Origin of the sequence: Pontivivens marinum (assembly GCF_900231835.1) — a bacterium.
Taxonomy (GTDB): Bacteria; Pseudomonadota; Alphaproteobacteria; order Rhodobacterales; family Rhodobacteraceae; genus Pontivivens; species Pontivivens marinum.
Map to the genome: position 1 here is coordinate 620503 of NZ_OCTN01000002.1, position 17107 is coordinate 637609.

16 protein-coding genes are annotated in these 17107 nt (G+C 57.6%); 5 read left to right on the top strand and 11 right to left on the bottom strand.

Translation table 11 applies throughout. The features are described from left to right. Positions 1 to 17: 17 nt before the first annotated feature. The 4 genes from CR254_RS08670 to CR254_RS08685 are packed head-to-tail and all read right to left on the bottom strand — an operon-like array spanning position 18 to position 3651. Positions 18 to 809 carry an amino acid ABC transporter ATP-binding protein gene (locus tag CR254_RS08670; RefSeq protein WP_097929442.1) on the bottom strand — a complete coding sequence of 264 codons (792 nt, stop codon included), beginning with the start codon at positions 807 to 809 and terminating at the stop codon, positions 18 to 20. After that, complete coding sequence (locus tag CR254_RS08675) at positions 806 to 1780, bottom strand: amino acid ABC transporter permease (RefSeq protein ID WP_097929443.1); 975 nt, start codon at positions 1778 to 1780, stop codon at positions 806 to 808. The genes CR254_RS08670 and CR254_RS08675 overlap by 4 nt, the downstream gene beginning before the upstream one ends. Continuing rightward, positions 1781 to 2662: an ABC transporter substrate-binding protein gene (locus CR254_RS08680; protein WP_097929444.1), complete on the bottom strand. Its 882-nt coding sequence runs from the start codon at positions 2660 to 2662 to the stop codon at positions 1781 to 1783. Positions 2663 to 2679: 17 nt separating this feature from the next. Then, a complete protein-coding gene (locus CR254_RS08685) occupies positions 2680 to 3651 on the bottom strand; it encodes an ABC transporter substrate-binding protein (protein ID WP_097929445.1) in 972 nt (323 codons plus the stop codon). A 98-nt stretch (positions 3652 to 3749) separates the two neighbouring features. Between CR254_RS08685 and CR254_RS08690 the strand changes: the two genes are divergently transcribed. Further along, positions 3750 to 5096, top strand: coding sequence for an aminotransferase-like domain-containing protein (locus CR254_RS08690; RefSeq protein WP_097929446.1), 1347 nt, complete (start codon positions 3750 to 3752; stop codon positions 5094 to 5096). A 6-nt stretch (positions 5097 to 5102) separates the two neighbouring features. Here CR254_RS08690 and CR254_RS08695 read toward each other — a convergent pair whose 3' ends face one another. Further along, positions 5103 to 5498, bottom strand: coding sequence for a RidA family protein (locus CR254_RS08695; protein WP_097929447.1), 396 nt, complete (start codon positions 5496 to 5498; stop codon positions 5103 to 5105). 26 nt (positions 5499 to 5524) lie between these two features. Next, a complete protein-coding gene (locus tag CR254_RS08700; protein ID WP_097929448.1) occupies positions 5525 to 5914 on the bottom strand; it encodes a nuclear transport factor 2 family protein in 390 nt (129 codons plus the stop codon). A 95-nt stretch (positions 5915 to 6009) separates the two neighbouring features. On the opposite strand from CR254_RS08700, the gene ftrA reads away from it, so the two are divergent. Continuing rightward, positions 6010 to 7029, top strand: a complete 1020-nt coding sequence (gene ftrA / locus CR254_RS08705) for a transcriptional regulator FtrA (protein WP_097929449.1) — start codon at positions 6010 to 6012, stop codon at positions 7027 to 7029. On the opposite strand, the gene CR254_RS08710 is transcribed toward ftrA, so the two are convergent. Genes CR254_RS08710 through CR254_RS08720 form a run of 3 tightly spaced genes read right to left on the bottom strand, consistent with a single transcriptional unit; the run spans position 6992 to position 8594 of the window. Next, positions 6992 to 7594, bottom strand: coding sequence for a hypothetical protein (locus CR254_RS08710; protein WP_097929450.1), 603 nt, complete (start codon positions 7592 to 7594; stop codon positions 6992 to 6994). The two genes, ftrA and CR254_RS08710, sit on opposite strands and share 38 nt — an antisense overlap. Positions 7595 to 7635: 41 nt before the next feature. Further along, positions 7636 to 7989, bottom strand: a complete 354-nt coding sequence (locus CR254_RS08715; protein ID WP_097929451.1) for a hypothetical protein — start codon at positions 7987 to 7989, stop codon at positions 7636 to 7638. Further along, positions 7986 to 8594, bottom strand: a complete 609-nt coding sequence (locus CR254_RS08720) for a hypothetical protein (RefSeq protein ID WP_145996726.1) — start codon at positions 8592 to 8594, stop codon at positions 7986 to 7988. The genes CR254_RS08715 and CR254_RS08720 overlap by 4 nt, the downstream gene beginning before the upstream one ends. 218 nt (positions 8595 to 8812) lie before the next feature. On the opposite strand from CR254_RS08720, the gene CR254_RS08725 reads away from it, so the two are divergent. Continuing rightward, positions 8813 to 10714: a S8 family serine peptidase gene (locus CR254_RS08725; RefSeq protein WP_097929453.1), complete on the top strand. Its 1902-nt coding sequence runs from the start codon at positions 8813 to 8815 to the stop codon at positions 10712 to 10714. Between the two features lie 2 nt (positions 10715 to 10716). Here the strand turns inward: CR254_RS08725 and CR254_RS08730 are convergent, their stop codons facing one another. Next, a complete protein-coding gene (locus tag CR254_RS08730) occupies positions 10717 to 11814 on the bottom strand; it encodes a phosphatase PAP2 family protein (RefSeq protein WP_097929454.1) in 1098 nt (365 codons plus the stop codon). Between the two features lie 182 nt (positions 11815 to 11996). Here CR254_RS08730 and CR254_RS08735 point away from each other — a divergent pair, with 182 nt between their 5' ends. Then, positions 11997 to 13598, top strand: coding sequence for an AfsR/SARP family transcriptional regulator (locus CR254_RS08735; RefSeq protein ID WP_097929455.1), 1602 nt, complete (start codon positions 11997 to 11999; stop codon positions 13596 to 13598). On the opposite strand, the gene CR254_RS08740 is transcribed toward CR254_RS08735, so the two are convergent. After that, positions 13599 to 14246, bottom strand: coding sequence for a glutathione S-transferase (locus CR254_RS08740; RefSeq protein ID WP_097929456.1), 648 nt, complete (start codon positions 14244 to 14246; stop codon positions 13599 to 13601). Positions 14247 to 14389: 143 nt separating this feature from the next. On the opposite strand from CR254_RS08740, the gene CR254_RS08745 reads away from it, so the two are divergent. Beyond that, positions 14390 to 16903, top strand: coding sequence for a cation:proton antiporter (locus CR254_RS08745; protein WP_097929457.1), 2514 nt, complete (start codon positions 14390 to 14392; stop codon positions 16901 to 16903). Positions 16904 to 17107: the final 204 nt, after the last annotated feature.

Genomic DNA, 17107 nt, shown 5'->3' on the forward strand with positions numbered 1-17107 from the left:
GCCCCACCTTTCAAAAATTAGAGGAAGCGGCCTAGAAATGCTTTGGTTCTGGGGTGCTGCGGGTTCGACAGGACCTGATCCGGTGTTCCCTGTTCCACCACATGCCCGCCATCCATAAAGACAACGCGATCTGCTGCCTCACGCGCGAAGCCGATTTCGTGGGTGACGACAACCATCGTCAGGCCCTGCTTGGCCAGATCGCGCATCGTTGACAGAACTTCGCCTACCAGCTCCGGATCGAGGGCGGATGTCGGCTCGTCAAACAGCAGGATCTTGGGTTGCACAGCCAGCGCACGCGCAATGGCGACGCGTTGCTGTTGGCCGCCGGACAATTGGCGCGGATAGGCGTTGAGCTTGTCAGACAGGCCCACCTTGGCGATTAGCTCGGTTGCGACGCGCACGGCCTCGGCCCGCTTTACACCGTGCACGCCGATGGGCGCCTCGATCACGTTTTGCAAGACGGTCATGTGGGGGTACAAATTGAAGGCTTGGAACACCATCCCCATCTTGCTGCGTTGCGCGGCCACTTGCGAATTTGTCAGCGCGAGCAGTTTACCGTTGCGCAGGGTGTAGCCGATTTGCTCACCCTCTACCTCGATGAAGCCCTTGTTGATCTCCTCCAAGCGGTTGATGCATCGCAGGAATGTGGACTTGCCTGAGCCGGACGGCCCTAGGATGGCGACCACCTCCGAGGGTGCAATTTCCAGGTCGATTCCCTTGAGAACCTCATTGTTGCCATATGACTTATGAACATTGCAGGCCCGCAGGATTGGTTGGGTTTGCGTCGAAGGGTTAGCTAAAGCGGTCATTGTGTCGCCTCTTTCGTCTCAACCGTCACTGCGGGTGTTTCTACTTTTTCAAAGACCACACGCTGCTGATCGCCGCGGGCGTAGTAACGCTCGATCATGGACTGGAACACGCTGAGCACGGAGGTGATGAACAGATACCAGAGTACAGCGACCATCAGCATCGGGATAACCTCGAAGGTGCGGTTATAGATCGACTGAACCGAGTACAGCAGGTCAGCCATAGCGATGACGGAAACCAGCGAGGTTGCCTTGATCATGCTGATGAACTGGTTGCCGGTGGGCGGCACAATGGTGCGCATCGCCTGTGGAATGACGATCCGGCGCAAGGCGCGCATCCGCTTCATGCCGAACGCCTCAGCCGTTTCCATCTGACCCCGTTCAACCGAAAGCAGGCCACCGCGAATGATTTCAGCCATGTAGGCGGCTTCGTTCAGTGCCAAACCGATAATTGCGGCTGTTAGGGGCGTGATGACGTCATTCGAATTCCACGCAGCCAATGTTGGCCCGAACGGGATCGAGAGAGAAATCTGTGGGAACAGGATCGACAGATTGTACCACAAAATCAATTGGACCAGCAGTGGCGTCCCGCGAAAGAACCACACGAATGCGCCTGATAAACCACGTGCCAGCGGGTCCGATGACATACGCCCAATCGCGATGGGCAGACCAAGCGCAACGCCGATAATCATCGATACAACGGCGAGTGACATGGTCACGATCAGACCATCCAGCACCGTACGTGAGAAGAAGTAGTCAGCCACGACAGGCCAGCCGAAATTCGGATTCTGGCTGACTCCAAACAGGAAGTCGCAGGAGAACAGCAGGACAACCAACCACAAAAGCACCTTGGTTTTCGGGATTGGCAAATGCGCCCCTGCTACATCGCGCAGCGCATCATCCGAGCCATTGCGATGTGGCGCAGCTGTGGGCGCGGTGACGGGCGAGGCGATAGCATGGGGCGCATCAGTCATTTAGAGAGCCTCGCCAAGGTTCATGCCGGGTACGGTAATCATATTATTTTCCAGACCCCACTCGGTCATGATCTCGGCATAGGTGCCGTTTTCCATCAGGATCTCGACAGCATCCAGCAAGACAGGGCCAAGCTCGGAATCCTTTGGCACAACAGCGCCTTGGAACAGGTTAGGGAAGCCGTTGGACAAGCCAACGCCTGTCAGTTCCAGCTGGCCGTTAGATTGCTGAACGAAGTAGGTCAGCGGTGCCTGCGAGGAGAAGAATGCATCAGCGCGGTTCGAGCGCACGGCCAGAATGGACGTTGGCTGATCGGTGTAGGACTGCATGTCGATTGCGTCATCGCCATCAGCCTCACATTTCTCGGATTGGGCTAGCAATACGCGCTCGGCCGATCCGCCGGACATTACCGCGATCCGCTTGCCGCAAACGGTTTCAAGGCCCTCGATGCCTTCTGGATTGCCTGCGCGTACGGCGAAGACGACGTATTCCTGAACCCAGTTAACGAAGTCATTGCCCTCACGACGGGATGGGAAATCACCTACAGGCCCCATTGCAAACTGGTAGCGATCCGCGCTGATCCCGCTGAGCAAGGCGGATAGGCCAGCGACCGATGCATGGTGGATTTCTACGCCGATGATTTCGGAAATCGCGGCGGACAGATCAGCAGTTGCGCCGGTCAGGTCTGTGCCCTCAACTATTTCATAGGGAGGGAACGAGCCGTTATTCACCGCGACCATCTCACCCGCATCACGAATTGCCTGTGGAAGGCGCGCATGCAGGTCAGCGTTGAACTCTTGCTCAGCCTTTGCGCTCAGCGGTGTGAGAAGCGATGCGACCAGTGCGGTCAGCGCAAGGCCCTGCGGAATTCGATTTTGTGTCATATTCTTCTCCATTGGGTTTAAAGTGCCAGTTCTGAAGCGCTGGCTTGTGAAGCGAAGATGGTTTCGGGCTCTATCGTTTCTTGCAGGATGTTTTGGGCCTGCATTTCTGCGATGAAGGCGCAGATCATGTCGCGGTTTTTGGCCATTCCGCTGGCGGCCCAGTCGGTGGGCAGTGACGCAGCAGTGCCGATCATTTCCTGCAACATGAAGGGTGTTGTGTCCGCGTAGCGGCGGCGCTTTTGCGTCCAGATGGCACGCGAAGCATCGACCATTCGGGACACTTCCTCAGTGACCCACGGGGCTTTCTGAACCAATTCGGCGTCTAGTGACAGCAGGTGAATGCCCGGCACGTAACCGACCGCACCGTAATAGGCGACCTGTTGCGCGGTGCAGTCTGGCAGCAGAAGCCGGAATTGAGACGAGTTCTCGAAAAATCCGTCTGGCATAAAGGGGGTAAAGACAGCGTCCAGCCATCCATCGGCCAGGCTGGTCATCATGGCCGCCTCATCCGGCATCGGTTCAATCAGGCCCGGTTGGCCAAAGCCGTCTAGGCGATCAATGATCGGATGTGCCTCTGTCAAGCGACCGGCATACCAGCGGACATCTTCGATCTCTGCGCCAGCTTGACGCAGAATTGCGCGGGTCCAGATATTGCCGGAGTCGCGCCAGCCGGTTACGCCAATGCGTTTCCCCACAAGGTCCGTTACCCGTGTCAGGGGGCTGTCCTTGCGTGTGATGATGCATTGGTGACGAAAGCTGCGCATTAGAAAATTCGGCAACCCAACTGTACTGCGATCACCCGATGCGATGCCGGAAATGAAGCGGCTTAACGAGGCCTCGCCACCATCATAGCCAGTGTCGCCTGCGATCGTCGCGGGCAGGGTGCCGACGCGGTCGAGCTCGATCGAAATGCGGGACGATGTTACCTCACCCAAGGCAAGGGGTGTCAGATAGTCCCAATCGCGTACTGCCAGTCGAATGTTCAGCATTTGGTAAGCCTGTCTCTGTGTATTTTTCACAGCATTGGCCTTTGTCTGTTACTGAATCAAATGTTATGATGCACCTGAACATTTAAAGGAATGTATCGGTGCAATCCATTGATCCTGAGATATTGGCCGCTCAATTATCTGATAGAACAACACGTGGGATAGCGCGAGACACAGCCGCGCTTGTGCGCAACGGCGTGTTGCCCGTCGGGGCGCGATTGCCCTCGCTGCGGGCCTTGGCCTTTGCGATGCAGGTCAGTCCCAGCACCCTGTCCGAAGCGTGGAAGGAACTTCGCCGTCTGCGTGTTTTGACGGGGCGTGGGCGGAATGGGACATATGTCAGCGCCTCCACATTCGCGAAGCGCCCCCCGCGGACATCGGCGGTGGGATATTTTGGGCCGGATGCCCTGAATCTAACCATGGCAACGCCGGATATCAGCCTGCTGCCGCGGCTGGATAAGGCATTGCTACATGCGACTGGCACTGAGGGGCTGAACAGTTATGCGCGTGTGCGGATCCTGCCAGAGTTGGAGCAGGCGCTGCGTCCGTTGTGGCCCTGTGATGCGCAGGCGATGCTCGCCACGAATGGTGGGTATAATGCCGTGTACATCACACTTCAGGCACTGGTGCCGCAGGGGGCATCTGTCGCGTTGCAAATGCCTGCGCCATTGCGCCTGCTGGATATTCTTGAGGATCTGGGAATGGAAATCCTGCCTTTGCACAGTGATGAGCAAGGGCCGACGCTTGACTCTATGAAGGACGTGTTGAAATCGCGCCCGACGGCGATCCTGTTGCAGCCCAATATCAGTTCCGTCACGGGCTATTATCTATGTCCCGAGCGGATGCAGGATTTGGGTGATCTGTTAGAGCAAACCGATACGCTGATTATCGAGGATGATGGCCTGGGGGCCGTTTCCGGGCGTCAGGCATTGTCGTTAGGCGATAGGTTTCCGGCACGAACAATCCATATCCGGTCTTTCTCTAAATCCTTCGGGCCGGATTTGCGGATGGGGGTTCTGTCGGGTGCTGAGGATCTGGTTGAGCAAATACAATCCTATCGTGCCTTCAGTGCTGGCTGGACGAGCCGTTTGTTGCAGGCCGCAGTTGCGTGGTTGTTGCAAGATGCCGAGACAACCACCAGCGTGTTGCAAACCGCTGAATGCTATAAGCTACGCCGCAACCGGTTGGCCGCCGCGTTGCGACAGCGCGGCGTGGATGTGGCTGATGGCAGCGGATTGTGTTTATTCGCGCCAGTACATTCCGAAACCTTCGCGCTCATCACATTGGCGGCTCACGGCATTGCCGTGGTGCCGGGGGCCAGCTTCTCTACCGAGCCCACCGGACATATCAGGATTGGTACAAGCAACCTATGCGAGGATAAATGCCACTGGCTGGCAGATATTGTCGCATTGGCCGCAGCTGAGCCATTTGGCGCGGCTGCGACCTAGGTGTAGTTACGCAGCCGCAGTGGCTTCGATTTCAAACATCAGACTGGGCATGGCCAATCGTGTCGCGCCAAGCAGGGTCATGGGCGGGGCACATTGGATTGGGCCGAACCGCATACCGAGCAGGTCGAAATTTTTTAGGGCCTCGTCAACATCAGTGGTGTAAACGCCCAGCCGGATGACGTTGCCAAGGTCCATATCCGCGCTTTGCAAAACCGCTTGCAAGTTGTTGAGCGCAAGGTCGATCTGGCTGCGCATATCATTTGGGTGTTGGGGGTTTCCCTCGTGATCAACGGCTGTTTGTCCGGCGATGATAAGTTGGCGTGAGGTCCCCTCGATGACTTCTCCTTGATTATAGCCAAGGTTCAGGGACCAGTTCCATGGGTTCACGGGTGTGCGATGCATGGTGATATCCTTTTAATTATAGGGGGTTATGGTGCGATATTGGACGTAATGGTGTTCTCCAGATGCCAAATTTTGGAAACGATCTGCCAGCCATCGGCACCATTTACGAAGCCAAGATGGTCAACGAAAATGCTCTGATGTGCCCGAATGCGAATTTTTACGGTGGCGCTGATCGGCGATAGGAAGTCGATCATCAAGATTTCTGCCTCGCGCGTTTGACCCGCGCTGGCGGGCGAGGCGCGACCGGCGACATCACGACTGAAGCTCTCAATCGGCTCCACGAAAACGGTGCCGTTATCTGCGTCAAACAAACTGGATTGCGGGTGGAAAACTGCGTTCAGTTTCTGGATGTCGCAGTTATGAATTGCGTCGAAATAGGTTTCTATCGCGTTGAGTAGCTCGGATTGAATGGTCATGTGCGGGCCTCCATCAGTTGATGGTCGATACTTGTCAGCTTGGAATAATTCGCGATACTGTCTGAATAGACAATGTGCGGTCGGATTCTGCCAATATGACAAAACTTGCCACTCAACCCACGAACCGCCCGCTGGTTTGCGCAATCGCCTATGACGGTCTGTGCACATTCGAGTTCGGGATAGCGGTGGAATTGTTTGCCCTGCCGCGACCTGAATTTGACAACTGGTATCGATTTACCACGGTAAAGGCTGAGGCAGGGCCTGTTCGGGCGCTTGGTGGGATTACGATGGAGGGAGAGGAAAACCTCGATCTGCTGCAACAGGCCAGTTTGATTATCGTGCCGGGGTGGCGCGGTGCAGATATGCCAGTGCCTGAGCCGCTATGCGCTGCATTGCGCGCAGCATATGATGGCGGGGCGCGGATCGCCTCGATCTGTTCGGGCGTTTTTGTTCTGGCGGCCGCTGGGTTGCTGAGCGGCAGGAACGCGACAACACATTGGCGCTATACAGATAAACTCGCCCAGCGGTTCTCCGATGTGACGGTGGATCCTGACGTTTTATTTGTACAGTCAGGGCGGGTCTTTACCTCGGCCGGGTCCGCAGCAGGTTTGGACCTTGGCCTGCATATTATTCGACAGGATTACGGTGCGCAGGTCGCGGCCTCGGTCGCGCGGCGACTGGTTTTGCCCGCGCAACGGGATGGCGGACAACGCCAATTTGTACCGCGCCCCGATCCAAAGGCGCGCATTGGATCAGGTCTAGCTGGGTTACAGGATCGTATTCGCGCATCCCTTAACGAGGAATGGCCGATTGAGCGTATGGCGCATTTTTCGGCAACCAGTGGGCGCACCCTTGCACGGCGTTTTCATGAGGAAGCGGGCACCACGCCGTTGAACTGGCTTAAAGGTGAGCGCATATCACGCGCTGCTGAATTGCTGGAGGATGGCGCGATCCCCCTATCCGATGTTTGGGAGGCCTGCGGTTTTGGATCAGCCGAAACATTCCGTCGTGAGTTCCGAAAAACGATGGGTGTTCCGCCAGTGCGGTATCGGGAGCGGCTGGGCGGGCCGGTTTTGGCTATTCCGGATGCTCCTGCGGAATTCGAAATTCCATAAGCGTCCGGCATACCAGATTGGTGCTTTGTGGATCATCTGAGCATAGTCGATGTTCAGTTGTGGGGGCAATCTGCGGATCTGCAATAGGTGGGGTTAGACATTGCACAACGAAAATTGTTGTTACGCCTGCCAGCATGAAAATGATCCCCGGTGAGTTTGCCGCAATCGCAAAGGACAGCCGCCTCGTACTTGTCAGATGCAGGGGGGATTTTCTGCGGGAAAGCACATGGCGCATGGCAATCAGAGCTCCTATCGAGCAAATTGCCAAACCGACCGTTAGCCCCAGTGCAACCATAAATGTGCGGTAAGTGACGAGCAGTTTTATCCGTTCCTCACGGTAATTCGCGGCAGTCTGCAAGTAGTTTTGATCATAGGGGTTCGGCCCCAACCGCGCCGATATTTGGTGGTGCAACAGGCCCGTTGCCACGACGAAGATGACAAACAGCACGATGATTATGACCGTCATGCTGACCAGCCCCCATATCGTTGCGCGATCAGCCAGGGTGTGCCGGCCCTCTTTCGATTTAATCATGGGTTGGATCGTGCCGGTGAGTGCGTCGGACATGTTGATACTCTTGGGCTGAAAGCGATGCTGTCGTTGGGGCGTTAGGAACATCGAAAGGCGGTGCGCCCGATCAATGTGATCAACTCCTCCACATGCGTGAAAGTGTCTGCCGTTCGATCAATGCAGGCGGATGCTTTCTTTGCCTCTGCGGCGATGGATTTCATCTCGTCCAACAGGTCGTTGAGTTCGGTGTTTTTCGCGGCCAGTTCCGCCCGCCGTAGAGTGGTGGCCTCCATGGCCAATCTGACAGATTCATGTGAGAGAGCAGCCCTTTGCATCTCGTCACCGTCCCTTTCGGCGGCCTCTGCTCGCAGGCCGAGTTCGGCAATTGCGTTGATGATCGAGATTTTCAGGCTGAGGAAGCTGCCAGATAGCTGCGCGGATGCGGCGCTCATGTGCTCTGATCCCCTAGGGCATTTGCCAGATTGGATATTTGGGTGATGATGTGGCGCAGCTTGTCATGCGGTGGGCCAGTCTGCTCGCAATCTGCAAGAACGGTGGCATGTAGACGGATGATAAAGGTCAATCGACGAAAACGCGTTGATGCCTCTGCTCGTTGCACAAGGCTCACCGCGGGGTGAGTGGTGCTGATCGTTTGGTGGGGATCAAATGCGGTGTTTGGATTGTTTTGAATAACCGTCAGGCGGTTGATCAATGTGCTTAGGACGGGGCTGGCACAGCGCATGGTTCTGCGTATTGCATAGGCACGAAGGCGCAGTTCGGCAAAGCTCATTGCCGCAGGTGATACCGGTAATTCAGGCGGCACGGCGATGCCGATCCGGTTCAATAGCTCCAGATCATTACCTGTATAATTGGTAAAGGCTGATTGCAGCGCTGCGGCACTGTTGCTTAGCTCCTCCACTCGCGGGGTTGCGTAAAGGGCTAGCAGAGCCTGAAGGTAAGCTTTTAGTATCTGCGTCGCTGTTGCTGATGTTGCAATTTTATACGGGATCAGCGGTGTGTTCGGCCGGAGCTTTATTTGGACATGTGATGCGAGCACGGCGCGTCCTTTCACTGATGTATGACGACAGGGTCAGCGTATTGAAGCCGTGCTGTAAAAACAGATGGCCACCGTGAAATCACCGTTAGAGAACCGTGAATAAAACCATCGAAAGCGACAGATCGTGAAAACTGCGTGAAACCACTAATTGCCCGACCATGACCGCAGACGTGACTGGTTTTGGATGGCAGAGTAGGTTCAGAAAACGGAGAGCCAGCATGACCACGCAGAACTGGATGAATGATAGCAACTTCCACGGATACCCAAGTTGGGAGCGTGATCTGTTGGGCGCGGATTATGGCGATTACGTTCCGATATTTGTGGACATATTTGCGCCAGAGGGCGGCACGCTATCCGATGGGATCAACAGCATTCTGGATTCGGACGTGATCCACATTTCGCAGGCGGAGGTCGATACGCTGCGGCGTGAGCTGCGCTATCTACAGGATGCATCGCTCGACAGTCTTCACAGCCTGATCTATTGGCCAACAGATCATCAGCAGCCACTGCCCGAGCATCTGCAAATCCGCCATATTGGCGCGTCGGTTGGCAATGTTAAAACTGGTCATGGCGCGCCTATCCAATCACCCGCGTGTAATGTCAGCAATCATCCCGAGGGTGGCGCAATAATCGGGATCATTGATGGGGATATCGGCTATCTGAATGCCAGCTTTCGCAGGGCGCAGCGCACCCGCTTTCTGGAAATCTGGATGCAGGCCGAGTTTCCAAATGCGCCGGTTGATCAGGGCGGTATCATTCTCAACACCGATGATATTCAGGCAGAGATCGCGTCGCCCAAGTCCGAACACCAGATCTATGCCGAGCATGCCGCCCGCCTGTCCGCAGCGCGCCCGATGGTCACGGGGCGGCGGGTCAGCCATGGGACGCATGTTCTAGACCTTGCCGCGAATAATGCGGGTACGCAGGATTTACCCATCCTTGCCGTGCAATTACCAGCCGAGGCGATCCGCGCCACGTCGGGGCGACGGCTGGAGACGCATGTTGCATCCGGATTGCGCTGGATCGTGACAGGGGCATTGCGGGCGGGGGCGGCACATTCCGGTTTGGTGGTTAATCTGAGCCTTGGTGCGCTTGGCGGCGCGGGGGACGATAGCACCTTTTTGGGCAACTGGATGAAGGATGAGATCGCCCGCTATGATCGGCTGAGCAACACCACGGGGCGGATGGATATCGTCGCGGCCTATGGCAATGCGCGAGTGGAGCGGTTGGTTGCGCGGGGAGTGGTTTCGGCGACCGATCCATTGCAACTGACATGGCGTGTGCAGCCCGATGACCGCAGCGATAGCATGATCGAATTGCGCGCGGATCAGATGGCAGACATGGTGCTGACACTAACCGCGCCGGATCGTACTGGACATATCTGGCAGGGGGCATGGCCGCAGGCAGGCGATCGCCATCTATTGCTGCGGGGTGGGAAAATTGTCGGCGGGATTTACGGCTATAGCGACAGTGCGGGGCAGTCGAGTGTCTTGATAGCCTTGGCTCCGACCAAGTCTAATGAAGGCGCGGCCCATGCACCGTCCGGTGGGTGGGGTGTCTCGCTGACCAATGGTGGCGTGGTGGATTGCCAGTTCAGTGCCAAGGTTCAACGCGATGATACGCCAGGTACGTATTGGCAATTGGGGCGGCAATCCTCGCTCGATGCACCGGCGGGCTGGATCTATGATGCGGAGCAGGGAGCCTATGTTGCACCGGCGCCGAACAATCCGATCACGCGCAAGGGCACTGCCGTATCCTTTGCCGGGGTGCAGCACGATCATATCCATCTGGTTAGTGCCTTTAGGCCGAAAACCGGGACAAGTGACGTGGTGACAGCGTCCTCCTATTCAGCGGAGCCAACTGCGGCAGACACCACCGACAAACCCGATTGGTCCGCACAGGGCGATGACGGTGTGATGTTGCGGGGCATTCGGGCCGCTGGTCGCCTTAGCGGTAGTTATGCGCGCCTGTCGGGCAGCAGTGTCGCCGCCCCACAGGTCACGGCATATCTGGTCCAGCAGCACCGCAATGTGCCCCGCCCCCCGCCAATCGTCGTGGATCAGATCGACGGGCCGCAGGGACCATTGCGGTTGGGAGAGCAGCGCCTGCCGCGGCGCTGATCCTACCATTCCTGCTGTGCGCGGGCACCGATGGCGGCCAGCAGACCCGATCCGGTGACCTCCGTCACTCTCCCGTCAAAGGCGGCATTGCCTGTCCATTGCTCATGCTCGAACGCACTGGTCCATGCGTCGCCCCAACCGTTGACCTTAACCTTTGCCCGCTGCCCAAACAGAGGCTTGGCCATCATCATCGCCATGCAAACGCCCAGCAGCGCGCCATCGGCGCTATCCACGGGAAAATGCACGCCAGCCACAGTGCGGTTATTGGCAATCCGCGCGGCCAGTGAAAACAGCATTGGAACGGTGCCGGTCTTGCCGTCAGGCTCGTCCAGATAATCCATGATCTGTTGCAATGGCGCGTCGGTTGAAACTGCGCCATCGGGCAGGATCAGGGCGTCCGGCTGTTTCAGTGCAAGGATCGAGAGGATCGTTGCAAATGTATAGGCCTCGGTCGCGTGGCCGGAGGGATACGAGCTGTGCGTTGGGGTCTGGATGATTGGCTGCACCTTGGGCGTGAAATCGATCGGTCGCGGCGCATTGCACAGGAACTTCATCTGCATCTCGGGGCGGGAAATGGCGCGATAAACCAGCGCGAGCAGCTCCATCGTCCAGCGACGCCCTGCACCATCCAGTCGTACCTGCGTGCCAAAGAAGGACAGCATATCGCCCATTTGTTGCAGGATTTCTGGCATACGGTCGCTGCGCAGCTGCATCTCGCTCAGCAGAAACTTGAGCTGGTTCTGGTTCAGCCCCGTTGGGCTAGGTGGTTTCAGCGTGATCGAAACTTTGCCTGATTTCAGGGTGTAGCCGTTTTCAGCATCACCAGTTGGCCCGTCCCCAAACAGGCCCGCAGTGTGCGCATCAATCACGGCGGCGCGGGCGGATGGGTCCAAGCTCTGCAACCGTTGCAGCAGCGCAACGTCGTCAGTGCCAGATGAGAATTCGCGTTGCGGCTCATGCCCCGTGCCATCCCATGTTCCCATCAACCCCTCGGCGGTGATGGCCAATGCGCTGGAGAGTAACGGCGACCCTGTTCCGGCGGAGTGTTGCCCGTGCTGTCCATGCTGTCCGTGTTGGCCATGTTGCCCCAGATATGACATCGAAATTCTCCCTTAATATTTGGAACAACTTGATCCTGTGGGGGGCCATTTCATAGACTGTATTTTACCCGACCTCACATTTCACGGTAAATTCACGCGACAACCAATCGCTCACCCCTCTTTCAAATTGCACTGCTCTCTTTACAGTGACCGTGGACGAATTTTGATTTCAGGGAGGCGCTATGTTTATACAATTGGTTGGTGAAATGCGCCTTCTTGATGTTGATGGTGTTGATTTAACTCCTAAATCGGCAAAAGCGCGGGCGATGATTGCTATTCTGGCCAGAACTTTAGGTGGCACGCGGTCCCGTGCCTTTCTTGAGGGATGCCTGTGGTCGGATCGCGGGCGTGAGCAAGCAGCCGGCAGTTTGCGACAAGCGTTGAGCGAGATACGCAAGGCGCTCGGGCCAAATCAGGCGTGGTTAAAGGCGGACCGGCAGTCAATCACCCTAGGCCCCTATCAAACCGATCTGGAGGAACACCCCGCTGAAACCTTGCGGGCCATTACGCAGGGGCGGATGCTGTTAGAGGATCTTCGCGTCACCGATCCCGCTTTTGTCGCGTGGCTAACCGCGGAACGGCGGCAGTTTCGATCGCGTGGTTTGGGGGGGATGGCGCAAGCCGGCTCCATCGCGGCAGAGCCGATCCGGGGCCGTCCGTTGATCCTGCGCATCGCGGATGGTCACAGCGCGGAGGCGTTTCACGGGCAGGTAATCGGCGATGCCATTGCGCATTTGATGGCTGATTTCGCTGATCTGGAGGTCTATCTGAACCCTCCGGTGTCCACCGGGTTCGAGGAATTTGGCGATGCGCTATCACTCGACATACGAACATCGGATTTTGGCGGAAACCCACAGGTTCTGGCCCGCCTCAGCGCGGAGAAAACCGGACGCCTTTTGTGGTCACGAAACTCACCCATTCCCGTTGGTGATGCTCAGGGCTTGTCCGAGGGGGAGCTGCCCTCGCTGATTTATGAGGCAGCAGAGGTGATGCTGACCAAACACTCCAATACCGAACAGCCAGAGCCACTGCGCGGGCGGGTCGATGGGCTGGTCACCCGCGCAGTTGCAGCGATGTTCAGTTATGACGCGGCGCAATTGCGATTGGCCGAGGGCTTTCTGGCCGAGGCGGACACCCTGCTGCCCGAACCACGGACCGCCGCATGGCGCAGTATGGTGCGCCAAATCATGATTGTGGAGCGGACGGAGCCGGACCGCGAACGCTTGGCGGCGGAGGCAAAGCGGTTTGTCGCGGAAGCTTTGCAAACCTGTAAGGGAAATGCGCTGGTTCTGGGGCTGGTCGCGCAACTGGGCGTGATGCTGGACGGTGACATTGCCGCATCCGAGGTTCTGGCCCGCGACGCGATGACCGCCAGCCCGCATAATGCGTTTAGCCATGGCGCATGGGCGACGGTGGCCCTGCGTGCAGGGCGCGGTCGTGTTGCATTATCCGCCGCCATTCGTGCCAGCGGTCTGGCGCGTCGATCCCCCTATATCCACTGGTTTAACGGGTTGGTCGGGCTGTCTGCCACGACACTTGGCGAGTATGATATTGCGATCCAGTACTATGAAATGGCCCATGCGCGCGCCCCGCATTTCCGCTCTGCGATCCGGCATTTGCTGTGCCTGTATCACGCAACCGGCAACGCCGAGGCCGCCCACGGCATGGCGCGCAAACTGGCCGTGCTAGAGCCGGATTTCCAGATTGAGCGCCTGCGCGAGGATGATAATTACCCCGCGCATACTCTGCGCAAAATGCAGATCGCGCCACTAACCCTGCGGTGATCACGCGATGTCGGTGCAGCCAAACCAGATGGGCGCATCGCCCTGTGACCATGGCGTGAACTTGTGCATGATCTGCGCGAATGCCGGTCCCTGAGTGAATCTGTTCAGCCAGTTTAGCAAGTCGGGCCATGGTTGCGCGTTGAACCAATCGCGGTCTGTATTTGCGAACTGGCGCACAAATGGCAAAATCGCCAGATCGGCAATTGTCATCCGGTCGCCAAACAGGTGAGTGCCACCGTGCAACCGCTGATCCAAATCCATCAGGAACGCGGCTGCCTTTGACCGCTCAAAATTTGCATCCAGATCTGGAAAGCGGACGGCGTATTTGGTGTGGTCCAATGCCGTTTTAAACGGACCGTCGCTTGTCTCGATCAGGGTCCAGCCTGCGTCGGGCATATTTAGCAAGCCGTGGGGGTCACTTTGCTTCAAGGCCCAGATCATAATCTCAAGGCTTTCATCCAGCACCCCATCAGCCATGCGCAACGCGGGAACGGTGCCGGTTGCTGATGTTGCCAGAAACGGCGCTGGTTTATCGCGCAGCAGAATTTCGCGCAACTCAACGGTGATACCTGCGCTCATGATGGCGAGGCGCGCCCGCATTGCGTAGGGGCAGCGGCGGAAGGTCCATAATATCGGGTGTTGAGCCATGCCGGACGTTACGGATTATCGCGGTAGGCGGTCAATCGCTTATCACGTGCGAATACCGCCCATTGCAGCCGATTTGGCCGCATTTTATGATGCTGTATCAAATGCGATATTTTCAAAGCCTGTAAAGCTGGTATGCGCATATCATGGATATTGTACTCGTCACGGCGGTCATTGCATCGCTTTTCATCGTTATCGGCGCGGCTGAACCGTTAGCCGCGCGTCTGCGGCTGCCCTACAGCGTGATCCTTGCTATTTTTGGCATTCTGATCGGCATGGGGGCTGTTTTCTTTCTGCACACTGAGCTGACCGATGCGCTGAATCCTGTTGCAGAGGCGATTTTGGGGCTGCCGATCCGGTCGAACGTGTTTTTGTACGTTTTCCTGCCGACCTTGCTGTTTCAGGCCACGTTGGGGATGAACCTGCGCCGGATGCTGGATGACTGGGTGCCGATCCTGGTCCTCGCCGTTGTTGCTGTGGTCGCCGCAACGTTGAGCGTCGGGTATGCCTTGTCATGGGCAAGTACATTGCCACTGGCCGCATGTCTGTTGATCGGAGCGATTGTTTCGACGACAGATCCGTCCGCTGTGGTCTCGATTTTTCGCTCGATTTCGGCGCCACGCCGGCTGGCCCGTATTATTGAGGGCGAAAGCCTGCTGAACGATGCTGCGGCGATTGCGCTGTTTGGTTTGTTCATGGGGTTCGTGATGCTGGGGGCGCCCGACCCCAGTCTTGGCGGGGCGCTGGCGCAATTCCCTGTGCTGATTGGCGGTGGCGCACTGGTCGGCTGGCTGGCGGCGCGTGTTGCGGTCTGGGTGATGGCGCTGTTTGGGCGGCACGAACTTGCGCTGATTTCTATCTCTGTCGCGCTGCCCTATCTGGCCTATATCGGGGCAGAGCAGAGCATCGGCGCGTCTGGTGTGATCGCGGTTGTTGTGGCGGGATTGACGCTGAACCTGACCGGTCCGGGCCGTTTGCCGCCGCAGGCATGGATCAACTTACGCGAAGTTTGGGACCTGCTGGCGCATTGGTCTGGTGCGTTGATCTTTATCCTCGCGGCGCTGCTGATCCCTCGATTGCTGGAGGGGGTGACCTTTAGCGATTTCATCCTGATCGCGGTGGTTGTCGCGGCGGCTATCACGGCGCGTGCTGTTATCCTGTTCGGGCTGTTGCCGTTGCTGACCTTCCTGCGATTATCGCCCGAGGTGGAGCGCCCCTACCGCACTGCAATCCTGTGGGGGGGCTTGCGCGGTGCGGTCACGCTGGCGCTGGCCCTCGCTGTGACCGAGAGTTTCCGCGTGCCGATCGAGGTAAAGCGCCTTGTCGGTATCCTTGCGACGGGGTTCACGCTGTTCACTCTGATCGTTCAGGGTACGACGCTGCGCTCTGTCATCGGCTGGTTGGGCCTTGACCGGCTGTCCCCCATTGATGAGGCGATGTCGCGTCAGGTCGTCGCCGTCGCCCTGCAAAGCGTGCGTGAAAACGTATCCCGCACGACCGAGGCATATGCCCTGACTCATGAGATTGTGCGCGCCGAGGCAAAGATGTTCGGTGAGCGTCTGGAGGGCGCGGTAAAGGTCGCGGAGGATAGCGGCGATATCTCGGATCGTGACCGGATTACGTTGGGTCTGATCGCGCTGGCTGGCTTTGAGCGGGATACTATTCTGGACCGCGTGCGTGAACGGACGATCTCTGCGCGGATGGCCGAACCGATCTTGTCCGATGCGGACCGGTTGATCGAGGGCGCTCGGGTTGGCGGGCGCAGCGGGTATCAGCGGGCGGCACGACGATCTGTCGCCTATGGGCGGGCCTTTCGGACGGCAGTAATGCTGCACAGTCGGTTCCGCCTGTCATCGCCACTGGTCAGCATGACTGCGGATCGCTTCGAGCGCCTGCTGTCACAGCGGCTGATTATGCGCGACCTAGATACCTTTATCGACGGGCGTATTCGGCGCATTCACGGACGTCGCGTTGCGGATCTGCTGCATGAATTGCTGTCCCGCAGGATTGAGATGGTCGGAACCGCGCTGGAGGGTCTGCGCCTGCAATATCCCGGATATGCGGAGGAGCTGGAGCGCCGCTTCATCCGCCGCACCGCCCTGCGGCTTGAGGAACGTGAATACACCGCAATACGCGAGGATGGCCTGATCGGGGCCGAGGTTTATACCGCACTAATGCAGGATCTGGCCACACGCCGCACCCTGGCCGAGGCCCGCCCCCGTCTGGATATCGCCGTGCAACGGGTCGATCTGGTTCGGCAATTCCCGCTATTTTCGGACCTTGATGAGCGTGCTCTTAAAAAACTGGGCGCCGCGTTGAAGACCAAATATGTCGAGGCGGGCAAGGTTATTCTGAGCAAGGATATCGCGGCAAAAAGCGCCTTTTTCATCGCCTCGGGCGCGGTGGAACTTGAAAGCGCGGGTCAAACATGGCGCTTGGGTCGAGGTGATATGTTCGGTCAGCTCGCCATTCTGATCGGTAAGGCACGACGGGTGGAGGTGCGCGCAATTGCACCCTCAACGCTATTGGTTCTGGATGAGGCACGCTTTCGCACCTTGCTTGCGCGCAGCTCCGCATTGCGGGATGCGGTTCGGGCCAGTGCGGAACAACGTGGCGTGGACCCTGCGCTGCTGTTCGTCGAGCAGCCTGATACAAAGTGACAGGTACAAAATTCAGCGAACGAGCCTAAAATTTGTACGGTCCAATATTGGCACATGGTTCAGATTTTGCTAATCGGGCAGCGGCTGCGGCCGCAAAAAGGCAGCCATAAATGTCAGCCTTAAATTACTCTGCGCTGACATTACGAACAAACTGAACACATAAATATAGCACTACGCTCCACCTCCAAATCCAGTGAGTGGCGG